Origin of the sequence: Kitasatospora griseola, assembly GCF_014648555.1 — a bacterium.
Classification (GTDB): Bacteria; Actinomycetota; Actinomycetes; order Streptomycetales; family Streptomycetaceae; genus Kitasatospora; species Kitasatospora griseola.
Map to the genome: position 1 here is coordinate 49,466 of NZ_BMRI01000011.1, position 16,601 is coordinate 66,066.

The following is a 16,601-nucleotide window of genomic DNA, read 5'->3' on the forward strand; positions in this document are numbered from 1 at the left end:
ACCTCATCCCCCGACTGTCCGCCACCAGGGGCGGCGAGAAACAGGGCCCCCTGGAACGCCTCACCCTCGCCCTGTTCATCGCGGTGCCGTTCCTCGCCCTGCTGGCCGCCGTCCCGGTGGCCTGGGGCCGGGGGCTGTCCTGGCTGGACGCCGGCATCGCCGTCGCCATGTACTTCCTCACCTGCCACGGCATCACCGTCGGCTACCACCGCTACTTCACCCACAGCGCGTTCAAGGCCAACCGCGCGCTGCGCCTGGGCCTCGCCGTGCTCGGCTCGTTCGCCGTCGAGGGCCCGCTGGTGCGCTGGGTCGCCGACCACCGCAAGCACCACCGGTTCTCCGACAAGCAGGGCGACCCGCACTCCCCGTGGCGCTACGGCGAGAGCCTGCCCGCCCTGCTCAAGGGCCTGTGGTGGGCGCACATGGGCTGGATGTTCGACGAGGAGCAGACCCCGCAGCTCAAGTACGCGCCCGACCTGGTCCGCGACCCGGCCATGAGGCGCATCTCCCGGCTGTTCTGGCTCTGGACGACGCTGTCGCTGGCCCTGCCCGCGGTGATCGGCGGCCTGGCCACCTGGAGCTGGCAGGGCGCGCTGTCCGCCTTCTTCTGGGGCTCGCTGGTCCGGGTCGCGCTGCTGCACCACGTCACCTGGTCGATCAACTCGATCTGCCACGCGGTCGGTTCGCGCCCCTTCAGGTCCCGCGACAAGTCCGGCAACGTGTGGTGGCTGGCCGTGCTGTCCTGCGGCGAGTCCTGGCACAACCTGCACCACGCCGATCCGACCTCGGCCCGGCACGGCGTGCTGCCCGGCCAGGTCGACTCCTCGGCGCGCGTCATCCGCTGGTTCGAGAAGGCGGGCTGGGCCACCGACGTCCGCTGGCCGGGTGCGGAGCGGATCGCCGCCCGCCGCGCCGCATGAGGCAGCGCCTACAGCATGATGGAGGGGTGAACGGGACCAACGGAGACAGCGCCGGCCATCAGCAGCCTTCTCAGCGCGGCGGGGCCGGCGGCAGGAGGAGCGGCGGCCGGGTCCGGATGACCGGCAAGCAGCGCCGCGAGCAGCTGCTGGAGATCGGCCGGTCGGTCTTCGCCGAACGCGGCTACGACGGCACCTCGGTGGAGGAGATCGCCGAACGCGCCGGGGTCTCCAAGCCGGTCGTCTACGAGCACTTCGGTGGCAAGGAGGGCCTGTACGCGGTGGTCGTCGACCGCGAGATGCAGCTCCTGCTGGACATGGTCACCGGCGCACTCACCGGCGGCCACTCCCGGGAGCTGCTGGAGCAGGCGGCGTTCGCGTTGATGGACTACATCGACACCTCCACCGACGGCTTCAAGATCCTGGTCCGGGACTCGCCGGTGGCCCAGTCCACCGGCTCGTTCGCCTCGCTGATCAGCGACATCGCCACCCAGGTCGAGGACATCCTCGGCCTGGAGTTCAAGTCCCGGGGCTTCGACGCCAGGCTGGCGCCGATGTACTCGCAGATGCTGGTCGGCATGGTGGCGCTGACCGGCCAGTGGTGGTTGGAAGTGCGCAAGCCCGCCAAGGCGGAGGTCGCCGCCCACCTGGTCAACCTCGCCTGGCACGGCCTGGAGGGCCTGGAGCGGCACCCCAAGCTGGTCGGCGACCGCAAGAACTGACCGGCCCGGCCCCGCCACCGGGGCCGCCGGGCCGACACGCACGACAGGGGAACCCGTTGACGGTCTTCCTGCTGGCCCTCGGCGCGGCCTGCTGCCTCGGACTCGGCTTCGTCCTGCAGCAGCACGCCGCCCAGCGCGCCCCCAAGGGCGACCTGCTGCGCTGGCGGCTGCTGCTCGACCTGATGCGGATGCCCGACTGGCTGCTCGGCATCGCGTTCATGATCGCCGGCCAGGTGCTGTCCGCACTGGCGCTCAGCCAGGGCGAAGTCACCCTGGTCGAACCGCTGCTGGCCACCAACCTGGTCTGGGCGATGCTGCTGGCCCGCCGGATCACCGGCACCCGGCTCGGCCGCTCCGGCTGGATCGGCGTCGCGATGATCGCCCTCGGCGTCACCGCGTTCATCGCCGCCGGCCAGCCCCAGGGCGGCGGCCCCGGCGTCGGCCCGCTGCGCCAGTGGCTGGTCATCGGCACCGTCGCCGGCCTCGCCCTGGCGCTGGTCTCGCTGGCCCGCCGCCTCCCGCTGTTCGAGGAGGCCACCCTGCTCGCCCTGGCCGCCGGCCTGCTCTACGGCCTGCAGGACGCCCTCACCCGCGCCACCTTCGACCTGATCGACCAGCACGGCGCCACCGCCGCGTTCGCCTCCTGGCAGCCGTACACCGTGATCGGCATCGGCGTGGTCGGACTGCTCCTCGTCCAGTCCGCGTTCGAAGCCGCCCCGCTGCGGATGTCCCTGCCCGCCCTGACCGCCGCCCAGCCGCTGGCCGGCATCGCCTGCGCGGTCGGCTTCCTCGGCGACCGGGTCCGGATCACCCCCGCCGCGCTGGCCTGGCAGAGCGCAGGGATGGCCGCGATCGTGGTCGGCGTGGTGGTGCTGGGCCGGCACCCGGCCCTGCCCGGCACGAAGTAACCGACCGTCAACTTCCCTCTGCCCGGGCTCAGTTCTTCACGGCGACCGCGAAGACCCGCCGGAACGGGAACACCGTGCCGTGCTCGGTCGCCGGGTACGCCTCGCGCAGCAGCGCCCCGTAGTCCGCCAGGAACTCCGCCCGCTCGCCCGGGTCCGGCAGCCGCTCCAGCACCGGGCGCAGCGCGGTGCCCTTGACCCACTCCAGCACCGGGTCCGCCCCCTGCAGCACCGTCAGGTACGTGGTCTCCCAGACGTCGGCGGTGCAGCCCGCGGCCAGCAGCGCCTCCAGGTAGCGGGCCGGGGCGTGGCAGGACGCGTCCGGGCGGACGGTGCCCAGTCGCCCGCGCCAGCGGGCGCCGTGCCGCAGTTCGGCGAGCAGGGTGTGGCTGGGGGCGGCGAAGTTGCCGGGCAGCTGGAAGGCGATCACCCCGCCGGGGCGTAGCGCCGCCGCCCAGCGCGGCAGCAGGGCGAGGTGGTCGGCGGTCGGGGTGTCCATCCAGTGCAGGGCGGCGTTGGACGCGATCAGGTCGGGCCGCTCGGGCGCCGGGTCGTACGCGGTGACGTCCTGCTGCCGGTACTCGGCGGAGGGCTCCCCGGTGGTGCGGGCGGTCTCCAGCAGGGCGGGCGAGGTGTCCAGGCCCAGCAGGCGGGCGTCGGGCCAGCGGCGGCGGAGCACGGCGGTGGAGTTGCCGGGGCCGCAGCCGAGATCCAGCACGGTGGGGCGGTCCGGGAGCTCGGGGACCCGGGCGAGGAGTTCGTTCAGCGGGCGGATGCGCTCCTCGGCGTAGCGCAGGTACTGGCGGGCGTCCCAGTCGGCGGACACGGCGAACCTCCAGAAGTATCTCGACGTCAAGATATCTTTCGAGCGCCGAGCGTTCCTTTGTTATCTCTTGATGTCAAGAGACTTCACATCGACACATCCCCCGATACACTGATCGTCATGGAGGACGAGGTCGACCGCCTGGTCGCAGCATGGCGCCGAGAGCGCCCCGACCTCGACGTGGAACCCCTTGAGGTCCTCAGTCGGGTGAGCCGACTCGCCCGCCACCTGGACCGCGCCCGCCGCACCGCGTTCGCCGAGCACGGCCTCGAACCCTGGGAGTTCGACGTCCTCACCGCGCTGCGCCGGGCCGGCGACCCCTACCAGCTCTCCCCCGGCCAGCTCCTCACCCAGACCCTGGTCACCTCCGGCACCATGACCAACCGGATCGACCGCCTCACCACCAAGGGCCTGGTCGTCCGCCTCCCCGACCCCGACGACCGCCGCGGCGTCCTGGTCCGCCTCACCGACGCCGGCCGCGACAAGGCCGACCAGGCCCTGGCCGGCCTCCTCGCCCACGAACGCGAGATCCTCGCCCGGCTGGCGCCCACCCAGCGCGGCGAACTCGCCTCCCTGCTGCGACAGTTGGTCATCCCGTTCGACCGGGCTGGTGGATGAGGTCTTCAGGGGCTCGGGGAACGGCGAGGCCGGGTCTGCGGTTCGTCGAACCCTGCGATGCGGTCATGTTGCTTCGGGTGTCCTGACGTACCGGGAGACCTGAAACGCCCGCACGCCCAGCGCCCCCATGACCATCCGCCACGAACCCCCGCCGTTCTCCGGGCCCCTGTTTTCGCGCCCTGACAGCTAAAAGCCGTCCGGGTACGGCGTCGCCAGCGCCGGAGGCCGTGTCGGGGCGCTCTTGTAGCCGGGGAGCAGCGCCGCCAGGCAGTCGCGGACGACGGGATCGGCATTGCCCGTCGCCGCCCCGTACAGCGCCGTGAGGCCCCCCGCCAGATCCTCGACGCCAGTGGCGTTCGCCGCGGTGGCGTAGATCCGCGGGTGGGCGGTGGGCAGCCGCTCCTCCGTGTCGGAGAACAGCGCCTCGTTGAGCTTCTCCCCCGCCCGCAGCCCGGTGTAGCGGATCTCGACCTCGTCCGCCCCCAGTTGGACCTGCTCGGCGAAGTTGTGGACCAGGTCGACGATCCGCACCGGTTCGCCCATGTCGAGGACGAAGACCTCGCCGCCCTCGGCCATCCGGCCGGCTTCCAGGACCAGGCCGACGGCTTCCTCGATGGTCATGAAGAAGCGGGTGACGTCGGGGTGGGTGACCGTCACCGGGCCACCGCTGCGCAGTTGTTCCTCCAGGACGGAGAGCAGCGAGCCGCGGGAGCCGAGGACGTTGCCGAAGCGGACGGCGGCGAACACGCCGGTGCCGAGGTTGCGGGCGTCGCGGGCGTTGGCCTGGACGATCAGTTCGGCGAGGCGCTTGCTGGCGCCGAGGACGGAGGTGGGGTCGGCGGCCTTGTCGGTGGAGATGAGGACGAAGCGTTCGACGCCGGTGGCGAGTGCGGCCTCGACCAGGTGGTCGGTGCCGAGGACGTTGGACTTGACGGCCTCGCTGGGGTGGCGCTCCAGCAGCGGCAGGTGCTTGTGCGCGGCGGCGTGGAAGACCACTTCGGGGCGCAGGTCGCGGAAGATCTGCTGGATGCGCGGGCGGTCCCGGATGTCGGCGATCACCAGGGACTCGTCGGTGAGCAACGCCTCGCCCCAGATGTCGAGTTGGAGCCGGTGCAGGTTGGACTCGTCGTGGTCGAGCATGTAGAGCTCGGCCGGCCCGAACGCCTGGACCTGGCGGCAGAGTTCGCTGCCGATGGAGCCGCCCGCGCCGGTCACCAGGATGCGGCGGCCCTCGATCACGGTGCGGACGTCGGGCGAGACGACGTGCACCTCCTGGCGGCCGATCAGCCGGTTGACGTCCAGGGTGCGCAGGTCGGAGCCGACGACTTCGCGGCGCAGCGCGGACAGGAAGGACGGCAGGTAGCGGACGGCCGCGCCGGCCGCCGCCGCGGCGGTGGCGAGTTCCCGGACCCGCTGGTGCGGGAGGCCGGGGATGGCGAGGACGACCACCTGGGCGTGGTGGGCGAGGGCGAGGGCGGTGAGGTCGGCGAGCGGGCCGAGGACGGGACTGCCGGAGACGTCCCGGCCGGCCTTGGTGGGGTCGTCGTCCAGCACCCCGACGGGGGTGAGGCCGAACTCCGGGGTCCGGTCCAGGTCGCGGACCAGGGCCGTGCCGGCCGCGCCGGCCCCGACGACCAGGGTGCGCAGGCCGGACGAGTCGGCGCGCTGCTCGGGGATGCGGGTGCGGGCTGCCTGCAGGCGTGCGGAAGTGCGGTTCGGCGACATCAGACCTCCGGTCTCGCTGACTCACGGAGTGGAACCTGCTCGGAAGGCGGGGCTCGTTCAGCCCGCGCCGGGGCCTGCGGTCGAGGCGACGGTCGGCGGTGGGGCGGGGGCGGGCACGGCGAGCGACCCGGGCGGTTCCGAGGGGGCGATCCCGGCCCGGCGGGCGACCGCGACCGCCGCGAGCGTGGAGTGCACCCCCAGTTTGCCCAGGACGTTCTGCATGTGGGTGCGGACGGTGTGCGGGGACAGGAACAGCCGCTCGGCCACCGCCTGTCTGCCCAGGCCGGCGACCATGCAGCGCAGCACCTCCTCCTCACGCGGGGTGAGCGCGGCGACCAGGCGTTCGCTCTCCGAGCGGTCCCGCCGGGCGGAGGTGAGTTCGCGGACCACGCCGGTCAGCAGGGCGGGCGGCAGGTGGGTCTCCTCGCGCAGCACGCCGCGGATCACGGCCATCAGCGCGCCCAGTGAGCTCTCCCGGGCCACCCAGCCGTTGGCTCCGGCCTGCAGGGCGCGGACGGCCCGCTGCGGGTCGTCGGCGGCGGCCAGCATGACGGCGCGCAGCGCCGGGTGGGCCCGGCAGGCCCGGCCGACCAGGGCGATCCCGTCGCCCGGCGGCCGCGCCGGGTCGGCGGACGGCCGGGCCGGGGCGGTCGGCGGGCGGGTCAACTGCCCGGCGGCAGGCCGGTGTTGGGATGGCATGGGGACACGGCGGGGCTGCGGCGGGCCGCCGCGGGCCGGTGGCGGCGGGGCGGCGCCGAGGTCGACGTCGACCAGCACCACGTCGTAGGGGCGACGTTCGGCCGCCGCCCGGTCCAGCGCGCGTTCGGCCGCCACGGCGCTGCCGGCCGCCCCGACGTCCACGTCGGGCTCGGCGGCGAGTGCCGTGGCGAGCGCCTCGGCGAAAATGCGGTGGCCGTCGACCACCAGGACGCGAATCCGCCCCATCGTCCTGCCCCCCTGCTCGTGGCCCGACCCCCACCGGTGCCTCACTCAGCGTACGGGCGGCCGCCGGTGACGCGTGGGGGTTTGGTGAAGTTCCTGTACGCAGGGACTTCAGAGGTGGAAGTCGGGCCCGGAGCGGGGCTGGTCAGGCGCGGTGGGCGAGGGTGAACTCCCAGGCGTCGGCGACGATCCGGTCCAGCTCCGGGTGGAGCGGCGTCCAGCCGAGGGCCTCCCGGGCCCGGTCGGCGGCGGCCACCAGCACCGCCGGGTCGCCCGGGCGGCGGCCGGCCACCTGCACCGGGATCTCCCGGCCGGTGACCCGCTTGACCGACTCGATCACCTCGCGCACCGAGAAGCCGGTGCCGTTGCCGAGGTTGCAGATCAGGTGCTCGCCCGGCTTGGCGGCGTCCAGCGCCAGCAGGTGCGCGGCGGCCAGGTCGGCGATGTGGATGTAGTCGCGGATGCAGGTGCCGTCCGGCGTCGGGTAGTCCTCGCCGAACACCGAGATGTGCGGGCGCTGACCCAGCGCCGCCTGGAACACCAGCGGGATCAGGTGCGACTCCGGCTCGTGGCGCTCGCCGTAACGGCCGTACGCCCCGGCCACGTTGAAGTAGCGCAGGCTGACCGCGGCCAGGCCGTGGGCGATCGCCTCGGAGGTGATCAGGTGGTCCACCGCGAGCTTGGTGGCGCCGTAGGCGTTGGTCGGCGAGGTGCGCGCGGTCTCCTTGATCGGCACCTCCTCCGGCTCGCCGTACACGGCCGCGGTGGAGGAGAACACCAGCTTGCCGACGCCGGCCTTGCGCATCGCCGACACCAGCTCCAGCGAGCCGGCCACGTTGTTGCGCCAGTACTTCTCCGGGTCCGCCACCGACTCGCCGACCTGCGAGGACGCGGCGAAGTGCAGCACACCGTCGAAGGACGCGTCGAGCACGTCGCCGGCGGCCTGGATCCGGCCGCGGACGAACTCCGCGCCGTCCGGCACGGCCTCCGCGAAACCGGTCGACAGGTCGTCCAGTACCGTCACCCGGTGGCCCGCCTCCAGCAGGTGCGCCGCCACCACGCTGCCCACGTAGCCGGCTCCGCCCGTGACCAGGTACTTGCTCATGCCCTCGACCTCCGCACACACTCGGGTGTTCCTCGTTCGGAGCATAGGGCACTCGGCTGAGCGGACCGGCCCGGATCGCCGCCGCCCCCGGCCGCCCCGACCCCGCCCGCCCGATGCGCGAGTTCCCCCGCACCGTCGGCGTCCCGCCCCGCACGGCCCGCCGAACGCCCTTGGCCTTCAGGCGAGTTGGTCCAGCATCCCGGTCCGGGCGGCCAGCGCGGCGGCCTCCAGCCGGGACCGGGCGCCGAGCTTGGTCAGCACCCGCTGGACGTGGGTGCGCGCGGTGGACGGGGCGATCCGCATCGCGGCGGCGATCGCCGCGGTGTCCTCCCCGTCCGCGATCCTCGCCAGCACCTGCACCTCGCGGCGGGTCAGCAGCCGCAGCAGCCGCGCCGCCTCGTCGTCGGGCTCGGCGACCGGCCACAGCAGGTGCTCGAACGCCGCACGCAGGACCTCCACCGCGACGGCGGCCTCCCCCGCCCGGACCCGCGCGATCGCCCGGTCCACCACCTCGATCCGCTCGTCGCTGCGGACGTAGCCCGCCGCACCCGCCGCGAACGCGGCCGCCACCCGACCGGGCGCGCCCAGCGGACCCAGCACCACCACGGAGATCTCCGGCCGCTCCCGGCGTAACCGGCGCAGCGCGTCGAACGAGTCGTCCGACCCGCCCGCCGTCCCCAGCAGACACACCTCCGGACGGCGCCCGACCACCAGGTCCAGCACCGCACCGCACGGCGATCCCACCCCCAGCACCCGGTGGCCGCGCTGCTGCAGGGCTGTGCCGAGGGCCTCGGCCATCAGCCGGTGATCGTCCGCGACCACGAGCCGCACGCTCATCCGTCCCTCCCCGGTCCGGCCGACAGACGCACCATCACAGCGCATCCGTGCGCGGGCCGCCAGGGGACCTACCGGGCCGACCCCCGGTTTGGCGAAGAGTTGGGAAACCCGCGGAAACGCCGAAGGCCCCGCCGAGTGGCGGGGCCTTCGTCTGCTGAGCCCCCATGCGGAATCGAACCGCAGACCTTCTCCTTACCATGGAGACGCTCTACCGACTGAGCTATAGGGGCTTGTTGCTCCGGGTTCCTTGCGGTTCCCCTTGCGACGAGGAAGACATTACATGGTCCGCGGACCCCATGGGAAATCGGCTCTGCGCCGGTCAGAGGGCTAAACTGCCCGAGAAGACCCGATCTGCCGTGCAATGTCGCCCAGCAGCCGCGAAGCTCTCGTGCAGCAAAGGCGCGTGATCCCGTGTCAGCCCCCGGCCGCAGCCGCCGAACCGGCGACCGATCCTCCTGGTGGGCCCTGGCGTTGCGGCCGGCCCGGCCGCCGGTGCCGTGGCGGCAGACGGTGCGGGCGGCGGTCGGGATGGCGGTGCCGCTGGCGGCGGGCCTGCTGACCGGACGGCTGGACCTGGGAGTCTTCGCCGCGCTCGGCGCGATGCACGCCACCATGAACGACCGGGTCGAGCCGCTGCGGCTGCGCGCCCCGCGGATCGCGCTGGCGCTGACCGCCTCCACCACCGGCATGCTGATCGGCGCGGCGCTCCAGCACCACGGCGCAGGCGGGCCGGCGGTCGGCGTCGCCCTCACCCTGATCGGCTTCGTCGGCGGCGCGCTGTCCGCGACCGGCCCGCGCGGCTCGGCCGCCGGGATGCTGCTGCTGGTGTCCGCCTCGCTGGGCGGCGGCATGGCGCTGCCGCACCCGTGGTGGGCGGCGCCCGCGATGATGCCGTGCGGCGCGGCGCTGGTCCTGCTGCTGGGCCTGCGCTACCGCACCGACGTCCGGACCGACCCGCGCACCGTCGCCCTCGCCGAGGCCTACCGGGCGCTCGGCGGCATGCTGGCCGCCCTCGGCACGCCGGACGGGGCAGCGGCCCGGCAGGTGCTGACGGCACGCCTCAACCAGATGCAGGACCTGCTGCCGCCGGCCCGCCCGGGCCGCCACGAGTCGGAGCGGCTGCGGTGGCTGCGCCGCTCCTACGAGGCCGCGCTCGGCGCCACCGAAGCCGCCGCCGGGCTGCTCTGGGCGTGGCGTCCGGTGCCGCCCGGGATCGCCGGGTTCCCCGCGGAACTGGCCCGGCAGATCACCGGCGGCCCCGAGCCCGCCTACCCCGACTGGCAGCCCGACACCCCGTCCCGGACGGCGTTCGACACCGCGCTGCGGGCCGCCGCCGACACCGTCGCCGGCCGCTGGGCCCCGCTGGACACCGCCGCTCCGCCCCCGCCCGACCCGTGGCGGCTGCGCGCCCGCCTGCTCTCCCGCGGCTCGGTGCGCTACGGCCTGCGGGTCGCGCTGTGCGTGGCGGTCGCCGAGGCGGCCGTCAACGCGCTGACGCTGAGCCGCAGTTACTGGGTGCCGCTGACGGTGGCGTTCGTCCTCAAGCCGGACCTGGGCTCGGTGTTCCAGCGGGCCGTCAGCCGGGTGCTGGGCACCGTGCTGGGCATCGCCGTCACCGCGGCCCTGCTGGCCGTCACCACCGAGTCCTGGGCGCTGAGCGTCGCCGTGTCGCTGTGCGTGGCGCTGCTGCCGTACTCGACGGCCGCCCACTACGGGCTGAACACCGCCGTGATGACGCCGGTGGCGCTGATCCTGGTACAGCTCGGCGGCGGGAGCGGCGCCGCCGGGTTCTGGCCCCGGGTGCTGGACACCACGCTGGCCAGCGCCATCGTGCTGGTCTTCGGCTACCTGCTGTGGCCCGAACGCGCCCCGCACCGGATCGAACCCGGCATCGTCACGGCCGCCGCCACCGTCCGCGCCTACCTGGCCTCGGTCGCCCGGGTCGAGCCCGTCGCCGAGGTCTGGCTGCGCCGCACCGCCTACCGGGCGCTGGCCGACGCCCGGAAGCAGGTCCAGCTCGGCCTGACCGAGCCCCCGCCGGCCGGCCGCCTCGCCGAGCAGTGGCTGCCCGCCACCGCCGCCCTGGAACGCCTGTCCGGTGCGGTCGCCGCGTACGCCGCCCAGCTCCGCTACGGCGGGCGGGAACCCGAACCGGAGGTGATCGAGCGGGTGCTGCACTCACTGGACCGCCTCACCGACGCCGCCCGCGCCCACCGCCCGCCCTCCGGCCGCGCCGCCCGCCCGACCGGGCCGCACGACCCGACCCGCAGCGCACTGGCCCGCGCCGCGGACGAGCTGGACGTCCTGCTCGACTGAGGACGGACCGCACCGCCCGCCGCCGGAACACACGCCGGCGCCACCCACGCAAGGGCTGACACGCCGTCACACCGAGGGCCGCGCACCCGTGGTGCGTGGCCCTCGCCGTGCTCAGACCTGCTCGGCCAGCTCCAGCCAGGCCAGCTCCAGCTCCTCCTTCTCCTCGCGGACCTTGCGCAGCTGCGCGTCCAGCTCGGCGACCTTGGAGAAGTCGGCGGCGTGCTCGGCCAGTTGGGCGTGCAGCTTGGACTCCTGCTGGTCCAGCTTGGCGATCTGCCGCTCCAGCTTCTGCAGCTCCTTCTTCGCCGCCCGCAGGTCCCCCGCCGACAGCCCTGAGGTCTCCGGACCGACGGCCGGAACCTGCGCGGCCGCGGCCGCGGCGGCGGCCTCCGCCATCGCGGTCCGGCGCTCCAGGTACTCGTCCACGCCGTTCGGCAGCATCCGCATCCGGCGGTCGCCGAGCAGCGCGTACGCGGTGTCGGTGGTCCGCTCGATGAAGAACCGGTCGTGGCTGATCACGACCATCGAGCCCGGCCAGCCGTCGAGCACGTCCTCCAGCTGATTGAGGGTCTCGATGTCCAGGTCGTTGGTCGGCTCGTCCAGGAACAGCACGTTCGGCTCGTCCATCAGCAGCCGCAGCAGCTGCAGTCGGCGGCGCTCGCCACCGGACAGGTCGCCGACCGGCGTCCACTGCTTGTCCTTGCCGAAGCCGAACTGCTCGCACAGCTGGCCGGCGCTCATCTCCCGGCCCTTGCCGAGGTCGACCCGGCCGCGGACCTGCTCGACCGCCTGCAGCACCCGGGTGGTCGGGTCCAGCTCGGCCACCTCCTGCGAGAGGTACGCCAGCCGCACCGTCTTGCCGACCTTGATCACACCGCCCGCCGGCTGCACGTCCCCGTCCGTCGCGTACGCGGCCTGCATCGCCCGCAGCAGCGAGGTCTTGCCCGCGCCGTTGACGCCCAGCAGACCGATCCGGTCACCCGGGCCGAGCTGCCAGGTCAGCCGCTCCAGCAGCAGCTTCTCGCCCGCCTTGACGGTCACGTCCTCCAGCTCGAAGACCGTCCGGCCCAGCCGCGCGTTGGCGAACTTCATCAGCTCGGACTTGTCGCGCGGCTCCGGCACGTCCGCGATCAGCGCGTTCGCCGCCTCGATCCGGTACCGCGGCTTGGACGTCCGGGCCGGGGCGCCGCGACGCAGCCACGCCAGCTCCTTGCGGGCCAGGTTCTGCCGCTTCTGCTCCTCCGTCGCCTCGATCCGGGAGCGCTCGGCGCGCGCGAACACGTAGTCCGAGTAGCCGCCCTCGTACTCCCGGACCTCACCGCGCTGGACGTCCCACATCCGGGTGCAGACCTGGTCCAGGAACCACCGGTCGTGGGTGACGCAGACCAGCCCCGAACGGCGGCCCTGCAAGTGCTTCGCCAGCCAGGCGATGCCCTCCACGTCCAGGTGGTTGGTGGGCTCGTCCAGCACGATCAGGTCCCACTCGCCGAGCAGCAGCTTGGCCAGCGCGATGCGCCTGCGCTCACCGCCCGAGAGCGGCCCGATCACGGTGTCCAGACCGTCCGCGAACCCCGGCAGGTCCAGCCCGCCGAACAGACCCTGGATGATGTCCCGGATCCGGGCGTCGCCCAGCCACTCGTGGTCGGCCCGGTCCGCGATCACCTCGTGGCGAATGGTCGCCTTCGGGTCCAACGAGTCGTGCTGCGTCAGCACGGCCAGCTGCAGACCCCCGGACCAGGTGATCCGCCCGCTGTCCGGCTCCTCCAGCTTCGCCAGCATCCGGATCAACGTCGTCTTGCCGTCACCGTTGCGGCCCACCACCCCGATCCGGTCGCCCTCGCTGACGCCGAGGCTCACCCCGTCCAGCAGGGCCCTGGTGCCGTACACCTTGGTGACGGACTCGATGGTGGCGAGGTTGACGGCCACGAAGCTGCGCTCCTGGGGAAAGGGGGAAGAACACCCCCAGCCTAGTGGCGGTGCGAAACCGGGGAGCGCACGACCAGGGGCCGTGGGGGTACCTCCCGGCCCGCCGGGGCCGGCGGAGAACTGCGTGCAGCGGAAGGCGCCCGCCGTTCTCGCACCCGCCTGCGGTTCCCGCCCGTCCGCGCCGCTACCTGGCCGCGTCCATCAGTGCCCGCTGCTCCGCCGTCAGCTCCAGGTCCAGCGCCCCCAGGCTCTCCTCCAGCTGCGCCACCGACGAAGCCCCCACCAGCGGAATCACCGGCAGCTCGCCGCCGAGCAGCCACGCCAGCACCACCTGGTTGCGCGTCGCCCCGGTCTCGCGGGCCACCGCATCGAGCGCCGCGAGCCGGGCCGGCGTCCCCGCGTGGTCGAAGGACGGGCCGAGCGGCTTGTCGTCGCGGACGTAGCCGCCGCCGAGCAGCGGGGAGTAGGCGACCAGGGTGAGCTCGGGGCTCTCCTTGAGGTAGGTGATCAGGTCGCCCTGGACGGCGGCCTGGTCGCCGTCCTGGTTGAGCAGCCCGGGCCAGTCGCCGCGCCGCCGCAGGTAGGTGTGGCCGTACTGGAGCACCTCGTACCCGGGCAGCCCGGCCTGCGAGGCGAGGTTGCGGGCCCGCTCGACCCGCCAGGACCAGTGGTTGGAGACTCCGAGCAGCCCGACCGTCCCCTCCTCGACGAGTTCGCCGAAGGCCTGCACGGTTTCGGCGAGCGGCACCGAGGTGTCCTCGACGTGCGCGTACAGCAGGTCGAGCTTCTCGACGCCCAGGCGCTTACGACTGGCCTCGGAGGACGCCCGGATCACCTCGGCGGACAGCCCCTCGCCGTTCTCGATGAACCCGGTGCCGGGGGCCTTCGGCCGCGCCCCGAGCTTGGTCGCGATCACCACCTCGTCGGTGATCCCCCGGCTGGCCCGCCACCGGCCCAGCACCTCTTCGCTGATGCCGCCCTGGCTGCCGTCCTGCCAGTACGCGTAGTTGTTGGAGGTGTCGATGAACGTGCCCCCGGCCTCGACGTACCGGTCCAGCACCGCGAACGAAGTGGCCTCGTCGGTGAGCGTGCCGAACAGCATCGCGCCGAGGCTGAGCACGCTGACCTCGCGACGGGTGCGCGGGTCGGTTCCGATGGTGCGCTTGCGCATCCGGGTTCCCCTCGTCTCCGCGACCCGCCCGGTGCGGGCCGCGAACAGGAGTCTGGAACCCGGAGCGCGCTCCAGGTCAAGCAGAGGTCTGAACCACCTGCACCCCGGGCACCGTGCCGTAGGGGCGCACAGGACGCATCGCGCGCCGGTACTCGCCCATCCCGTCCCTGCTGCGCGGTACGGTGCGACGGCCATCGCGGCGAGCCGAGAGGTGCGTGGTGCCGGCAGTGGGAAGCCGATCGCAGATGCGAGCAGAGGACTTCGAGCGCATCGCCCTGGCGGCCGGGCGCGAGGACGTTCGGATGGAATTCCTTCACGGGCGCATCGGAGTCAAGGCGGCGGCCGACGGCGGCCACGCCGAGGTCATCCGCTGGGTGACAGGCCAGTGCCTGCAGCAGCGCCCCGACCTGTGGCTGTACGCAGGGCGCGGGCTGCGGGTGGAGACCGGCCGCGAGGGCCGCGCCAGAGCGGACGGAGTGCTCGCCCCCGACGGCAGCTTCGCCGGCCAGGGCGAATGGGCCGCCCCCGACCGGGTCGTCATGGTGGTCGAAGTGACCTCGTACGAAAGCGACACCGACCGCCGCGATCGCGACGAGAAGCCTCGGGCCTACGCCGAGACCGACATCCCGGTCCATCTCCTCATCGACCGGGACAGCTGCGAGGTGCTGGTCCACAGCGAGCCCGAGGACGGTCAGTACGTGAGCCTCGTCCGACGTCCGTTCGGCAAGACCGTCGCGCTGCCGGATCCGGTCGGGATCAGCCTGGACACCGAGCCGTTCAAGGCCTGGGTGCGCTGACCACCTGCGCCCCCGGCACCGGGCCGTGGGTGGCGTGGGCGGTGCGGCAGGTGCCGGAGGCGCGGAGGGCGGCGGCGATGTGGGCGGCGGAGTCGGCGTCCTTGGCCAGGAAGGCGCAGGTCGGGCCGGAGCCGGAGACCAGGGCGGCGAGGGCGCCGGCCTCGGTGCCGGCGTGCAGGGTGTCGGCGAGGGACGGGCGCAGCGAGACCGCGGCGGTCTGCAGGTCGTTGCTGAGGGCGGCGGCCAGCGCGACGGGGTCGCCGTCGGCGAGGGCGGCGAGCAGCTCGGGGTCGGCGTCGGGGGTGGGAACGTCCTCGATCGTGGCCCCAGTGCCGGACTCCTCGCGCAGCCGGTCGCACTCGCGGAACACCGCGGGGGTGGAGAGTCCGCCGTCGGCGACCGCGAACACCCAGTGGAACGTGCCGGAGACGGGCAGCGCCTCCAGGATCTCGCCCCGGCCGCGGCCCAGGGCGACGCCGCCGAGCAGCGCGAACGGGACGTCGGAGCCGAGTTCGGCGGCGAGTTCCAGCAGGGTGTCGAGGGGGGTGTCGAGGCCCCAGAGGGTGTCGCAGGCGAGCAGCGCGGCCGCTCCGTCGGCGCTGCCGCCGGCCATGCCGCCGGCCACCGGGATGGCCTTGGCGATGTGCAGGTGGACGCCGGGGGCGGGCAGGCCGTGCTGGGCGGCGAGCAGGCGGGCGGCGCGGGCGGCCAGGTTGGTGTCGTCCAGCGGAACAGCGTCCGCGTCGGGGCCGGTGCAGGTCAGGGTGACGCCGTCGCCGGGCGTCGCGGTGACCTCGTCGCCGAGGGCGACGGCGAAGAACACGTTCGCCAGGTCGTGGTAACCGTCGGGGCGGACCCCGCCGACGCCGAGCTGGACGTTGACCTTGGCGGGGACGCGGACGGTGACCATCACTGCTCCGGAGTCTTCGGCTTGTGCTCGGCGATCGCGGCGAACTGCTCCACCGTCAGCATCTCGCCGCGCAGCGTGTGGTCGATGCCCGCCCCGCGCAGCGCCTCCTCGGCAGCGGCCGGCGAGCCGGCCCAGCCCGCCAGCGCGGCCCGCAGGGTCTTGCGGCGCTGCGCGAACGCGGCGTCCACCACCGCGAACACCTCGCGCCGGGTGGCGGTGGTGGACGGCGGGTCGCGGCGGATCAGCGAGACCAGTCCGGAGTCGACGTTCGGCGCGGGCCAGAACACGTTCCGCCCGATCGCGCCGGCCCGCTTCACGTCCGCGTACCAGTTGGCCTTCACGGACGGCACGCCGTACACCTTGTTGCCGGGCTTGGCGGCGAGCCGGTCGGCGACCTCGCTCTGCACCATCACCAGCGTGCGCTCGATGCTGGGGAACGTCTCCAGCATGTGCAGCAGCACCGGCACGGCGACGTTGTACGGCAGGTTCGCCACCAGCGCGGTCGGCTCGGGGCCGGGCAGCTCGGTGACGTCCATGGCGTCGCTCAGCACCAGGTCGAAGTTGTCGGCCCGGCCCGGCATCCGGCCCTTGACGGTGTCCGGCAGGTGCCGCGCCAGCACCGGGTCGATCTCCACCGCCGTCACGTGCCGCGCCACCTCCAGCAGCGCCAGCGTCAGCGACCCGAGCCCCGGCCCGACCTCGACCACGGCGTCCTGCTCCGTCACCTCCGCCGCCCGCACGATCCGCCGCACGGTGTTCCCGTCGATGACGAAGTTCTGCCCGCGCTGCTTGGTCGGCTTCACGCCGAACGCCTCAGCCAGCGCGCGGATGTCGGCAGCGCCCAGCAGGTGGCCGTCGGAGGTGGGTTCGGTGGTGCTCACCCGCCA

Annotated in this window: 15 protein-coding genes and 1 tRNA gene; 6 read left to right on the forward strand and 10 right to left on the reverse strand. The window is 73.7% G+C overall.

The genetic code is table 11. From position 1 onward, the window contains the following. Window positions 1–5 precede the first annotated feature (5 nt). From IEZ12_RS16175 to IEZ12_RS16185, 3 genes are read left to right on the forward strand one after another with little or no spacing between them, the layout of a single operon-like run. Entirely contained in the window at window positions 6–920 is a 915-nt protein-coding gene (locus tag IEZ12_RS16175) for an acyl-CoA desaturase (protein ID WP_189272781.1), read from the forward strand. A 26-nt stretch (window positions 921–946) separates the two neighbouring features. Then, window positions 947–1,639, forward strand: a complete 693-nt coding sequence (locus IEZ12_RS16180) for a TetR/AcrR family transcriptional regulator (RefSeq protein WP_100587364.1) — start codon at window positions 947–949, stop codon at window positions 1,637–1,639. Between the two features lie 56 nt (window positions 1,640–1,695). Continuing rightward, complete coding sequence (locus tag IEZ12_RS16185; protein ID WP_189272672.1) at window positions 1,696–2,547, forward strand: DMT family transporter; 852 nt, start codon at window positions 1,696–1,698, stop codon at window positions 2,545–2,547. Between the two features lie 28 nt (window positions 2,548–2,575). Here IEZ12_RS16185 and IEZ12_RS16190 read toward each other — a convergent pair whose 3' ends face one another. Next, window positions 2,576–3,370 (reverse strand): methyltransferase domain-containing protein, encoded by a 795-nt coding sequence (locus IEZ12_RS16190; protein ID WP_189272673.1) that lies wholly within the window; start codon window positions 3,368–3,370, stop codon window positions 2,576–2,578. Window positions 3,371–3,487: 117 nt separating this feature from the next. On the opposite strand from IEZ12_RS16190, the gene IEZ12_RS16195 reads away from it, so the two are divergent. Beyond that, entirely contained in the window at window positions 3,488–3,985 is a 498-nt protein-coding gene (locus IEZ12_RS16195; RefSeq protein ID WP_189272674.1) for a MarR family winged helix-turn-helix transcriptional regulator, read from the forward strand. 186 nt (window positions 3,986–4,171) lie between these two features. On the opposite strand, the gene IEZ12_RS16200 is transcribed toward IEZ12_RS16195, so the two are convergent. From IEZ12_RS16200 to IEZ12_RS16220, 5 genes are all read right to left on the reverse strand, one after another. After that, the gene (locus tag IEZ12_RS16200) at window positions 4,172–5,710 is read right to left on the reverse strand and encodes a polysaccharide biosynthesis protein (RefSeq protein WP_189272675.1); all 1,539 of its coding nucleotides are present in this window, start codon (window positions 5,708–5,710) and stop codon (window positions 4,172–4,174) included. Between the two features lie 57 nt (window positions 5,711–5,767). After that, complete coding sequence (locus IEZ12_RS16205; RefSeq protein WP_189272676.1) at window positions 5,768–6,655, reverse strand: LuxR C-terminal-related transcriptional regulator; 888 nt, start codon at window positions 6,653–6,655, stop codon at window positions 5,768–5,770. Between the two features lie 142 nt (window positions 6,656–6,797). Then, entirely contained in the window at window positions 6,798–7,757 is a 960-nt protein-coding gene (galE, locus tag IEZ12_RS16210; protein WP_189272677.1) for a UDP-glucose 4-epimerase GalE, read from the reverse strand. A 177-nt stretch (window positions 7,758–7,934) separates the two neighbouring features. Next, window positions 7,935–8,594: a LuxR C-terminal-related transcriptional regulator gene (locus IEZ12_RS16215; RefSeq protein ID WP_189272678.1), complete on the reverse strand. Its 660-nt coding sequence runs from the start codon at window positions 8,592–8,594 to the stop codon at window positions 7,935–7,937. A gap of 157 nt (window positions 8,595–8,751) precedes the next feature. Next, a tRNA-Thr gene (locus tag IEZ12_RS16220) sits at window positions 8,752–8,824 on the reverse strand. A 181-nt stretch (window positions 8,825–9,005) separates the two neighbouring features. Here IEZ12_RS16220 and IEZ12_RS16225 point away from each other — a divergent pair. Beyond that, on the forward strand, window positions 9,006–10,910 hold the full coding sequence (locus IEZ12_RS16225) for an FUSC family protein (RefSeq protein ID WP_189272679.1): 1,905 nt from the start codon (window positions 9,006–9,008) through the stop codon (window positions 10,908–10,910). Window positions 10,911–11,021: 111 nt separating this feature from the next. On the opposite strand, the gene IEZ12_RS16230 is transcribed toward IEZ12_RS16225, so the two are convergent. Together IEZ12_RS16230 and IEZ12_RS16235 are read right to left on the reverse strand one after the other, a co-directional pair. After that, the gene (locus IEZ12_RS16230; protein WP_100587373.1) at window positions 11,022–12,836 is read right to left on the reverse strand and encodes an ABC-F family ATP-binding cassette domain-containing protein; all 1,815 of its coding nucleotides are present in this window, start codon (window positions 12,834–12,836) and stop codon (window positions 11,022–11,024) included. A gap of 184 nt (window positions 12,837–13,020) precedes the next feature. Further along, on the reverse strand, window positions 13,021–14,007 hold the full coding sequence (locus IEZ12_RS16235) for an aldo/keto reductase (protein WP_189272680.1): 987 nt from the start codon (window positions 14,005–14,007) through the stop codon (window positions 13,021–13,023). A gap of 245 nt (window positions 14,008–14,252) precedes the next feature. Here IEZ12_RS16235 and IEZ12_RS16240 point away from each other — a divergent pair, with 245 nt between their 5' ends. Beyond that, window positions 14,253–14,804: a Uma2 family endonuclease gene (locus IEZ12_RS16240; RefSeq protein ID WP_189272681.1), complete on the forward strand. Its 552-nt coding sequence runs from the start codon at window positions 14,253–14,255 to the stop codon at window positions 14,802–14,804. Here the strand turns inward: IEZ12_RS16240 and IEZ12_RS16245 are convergent. Continuing rightward, the gene (locus IEZ12_RS16245) at window positions 14,785–15,714 is read right to left on the reverse strand and encodes a 4-(cytidine 5'-diphospho)-2-C-methyl-D-erythritol kinase (RefSeq protein WP_189272682.1); all 930 of its coding nucleotides are present in this window, start codon (window positions 15,712–15,714) and stop codon (window positions 14,785–14,787) included. The two genes, IEZ12_RS16240 and IEZ12_RS16245, sit on opposite strands and share 20 nt — an antisense overlap. Beyond that, window positions 15,714–16,595 (reverse strand): 16S rRNA (adenine(1518)-N(6)/adenine(1519)-N(6))-dimethyltransferase RsmA, encoded by an 882-nt coding sequence (gene rsmA, locus IEZ12_RS16250; protein ID WP_189272683.1) that lies wholly within the window; start codon window positions 16,593–16,595, stop codon window positions 15,714–15,716. Before rsmA ends, IEZ12_RS16245 begins: the two co-directional genes overlap by 1 nt. Window positions 16,596–16,601: the final 6 nt, after the last annotated feature.

What these genes read in the sequence shown, in the direction of transcription:
- galE (WP_189272677.1), bottom strand. Translation starts at nt 7,757, where the DNA reads ATGAGCAAGTACCTGGTCACGGGCGGAGCCGGCTACGTGGGCAGCGTG.
- IEZ12_RS16215 (WP_189272678.1), bottom strand. Translation starts at nt 8,594, where the DNA reads ATGAGCGTGCGGCTCGTGGTCGCGGACGATCACCGGCTGATGGCCGAG.
- IEZ12_RS16240 (WP_189272681.1), top strand. Translation starts at nt 14,253, where the DNA reads ATGCGAGCAGAGGACTTCGAGCGCATCGCCCTGGCGGCCGGGCGCGAG.
- IEZ12_RS16195 (WP_189272674.1), top strand. Translation starts at nt 3,488, where the DNA reads ATGGAGGACGAGGTCGACCGCCTGGTCGCAGCATGGCGCCGAGAGCGC.
- IEZ12_RS16245 (WP_189272682.1), bottom strand. Translation starts at nt 15,714, where the DNA reads ATGGTCACCGTCCGCGTCCCCGCCAAGGTCAACGTCCAGCTCGGCGTC.
- IEZ12_RS16205 (WP_189272676.1), bottom strand. Translation starts at nt 6,655, where the DNA reads ATGGGGCGGATTCGCGTCCTGGTGGTCGACGGCCACCGCATTTTCGCC.
- IEZ12_RS16200 (WP_189272675.1), bottom strand. Translation starts at nt 5,710, where the DNA reads ATGTCGCCGAACCGCACTTCCGCACGCCTGCAGGCAGCCCGCACCCGC.
- IEZ12_RS16235 (WP_189272680.1), bottom strand. Translation starts at nt 14,007, where the DNA reads ATGCGCAAGCGCACCATCGGAACCGACCCGCGCACCCGTCGCGAGGTC.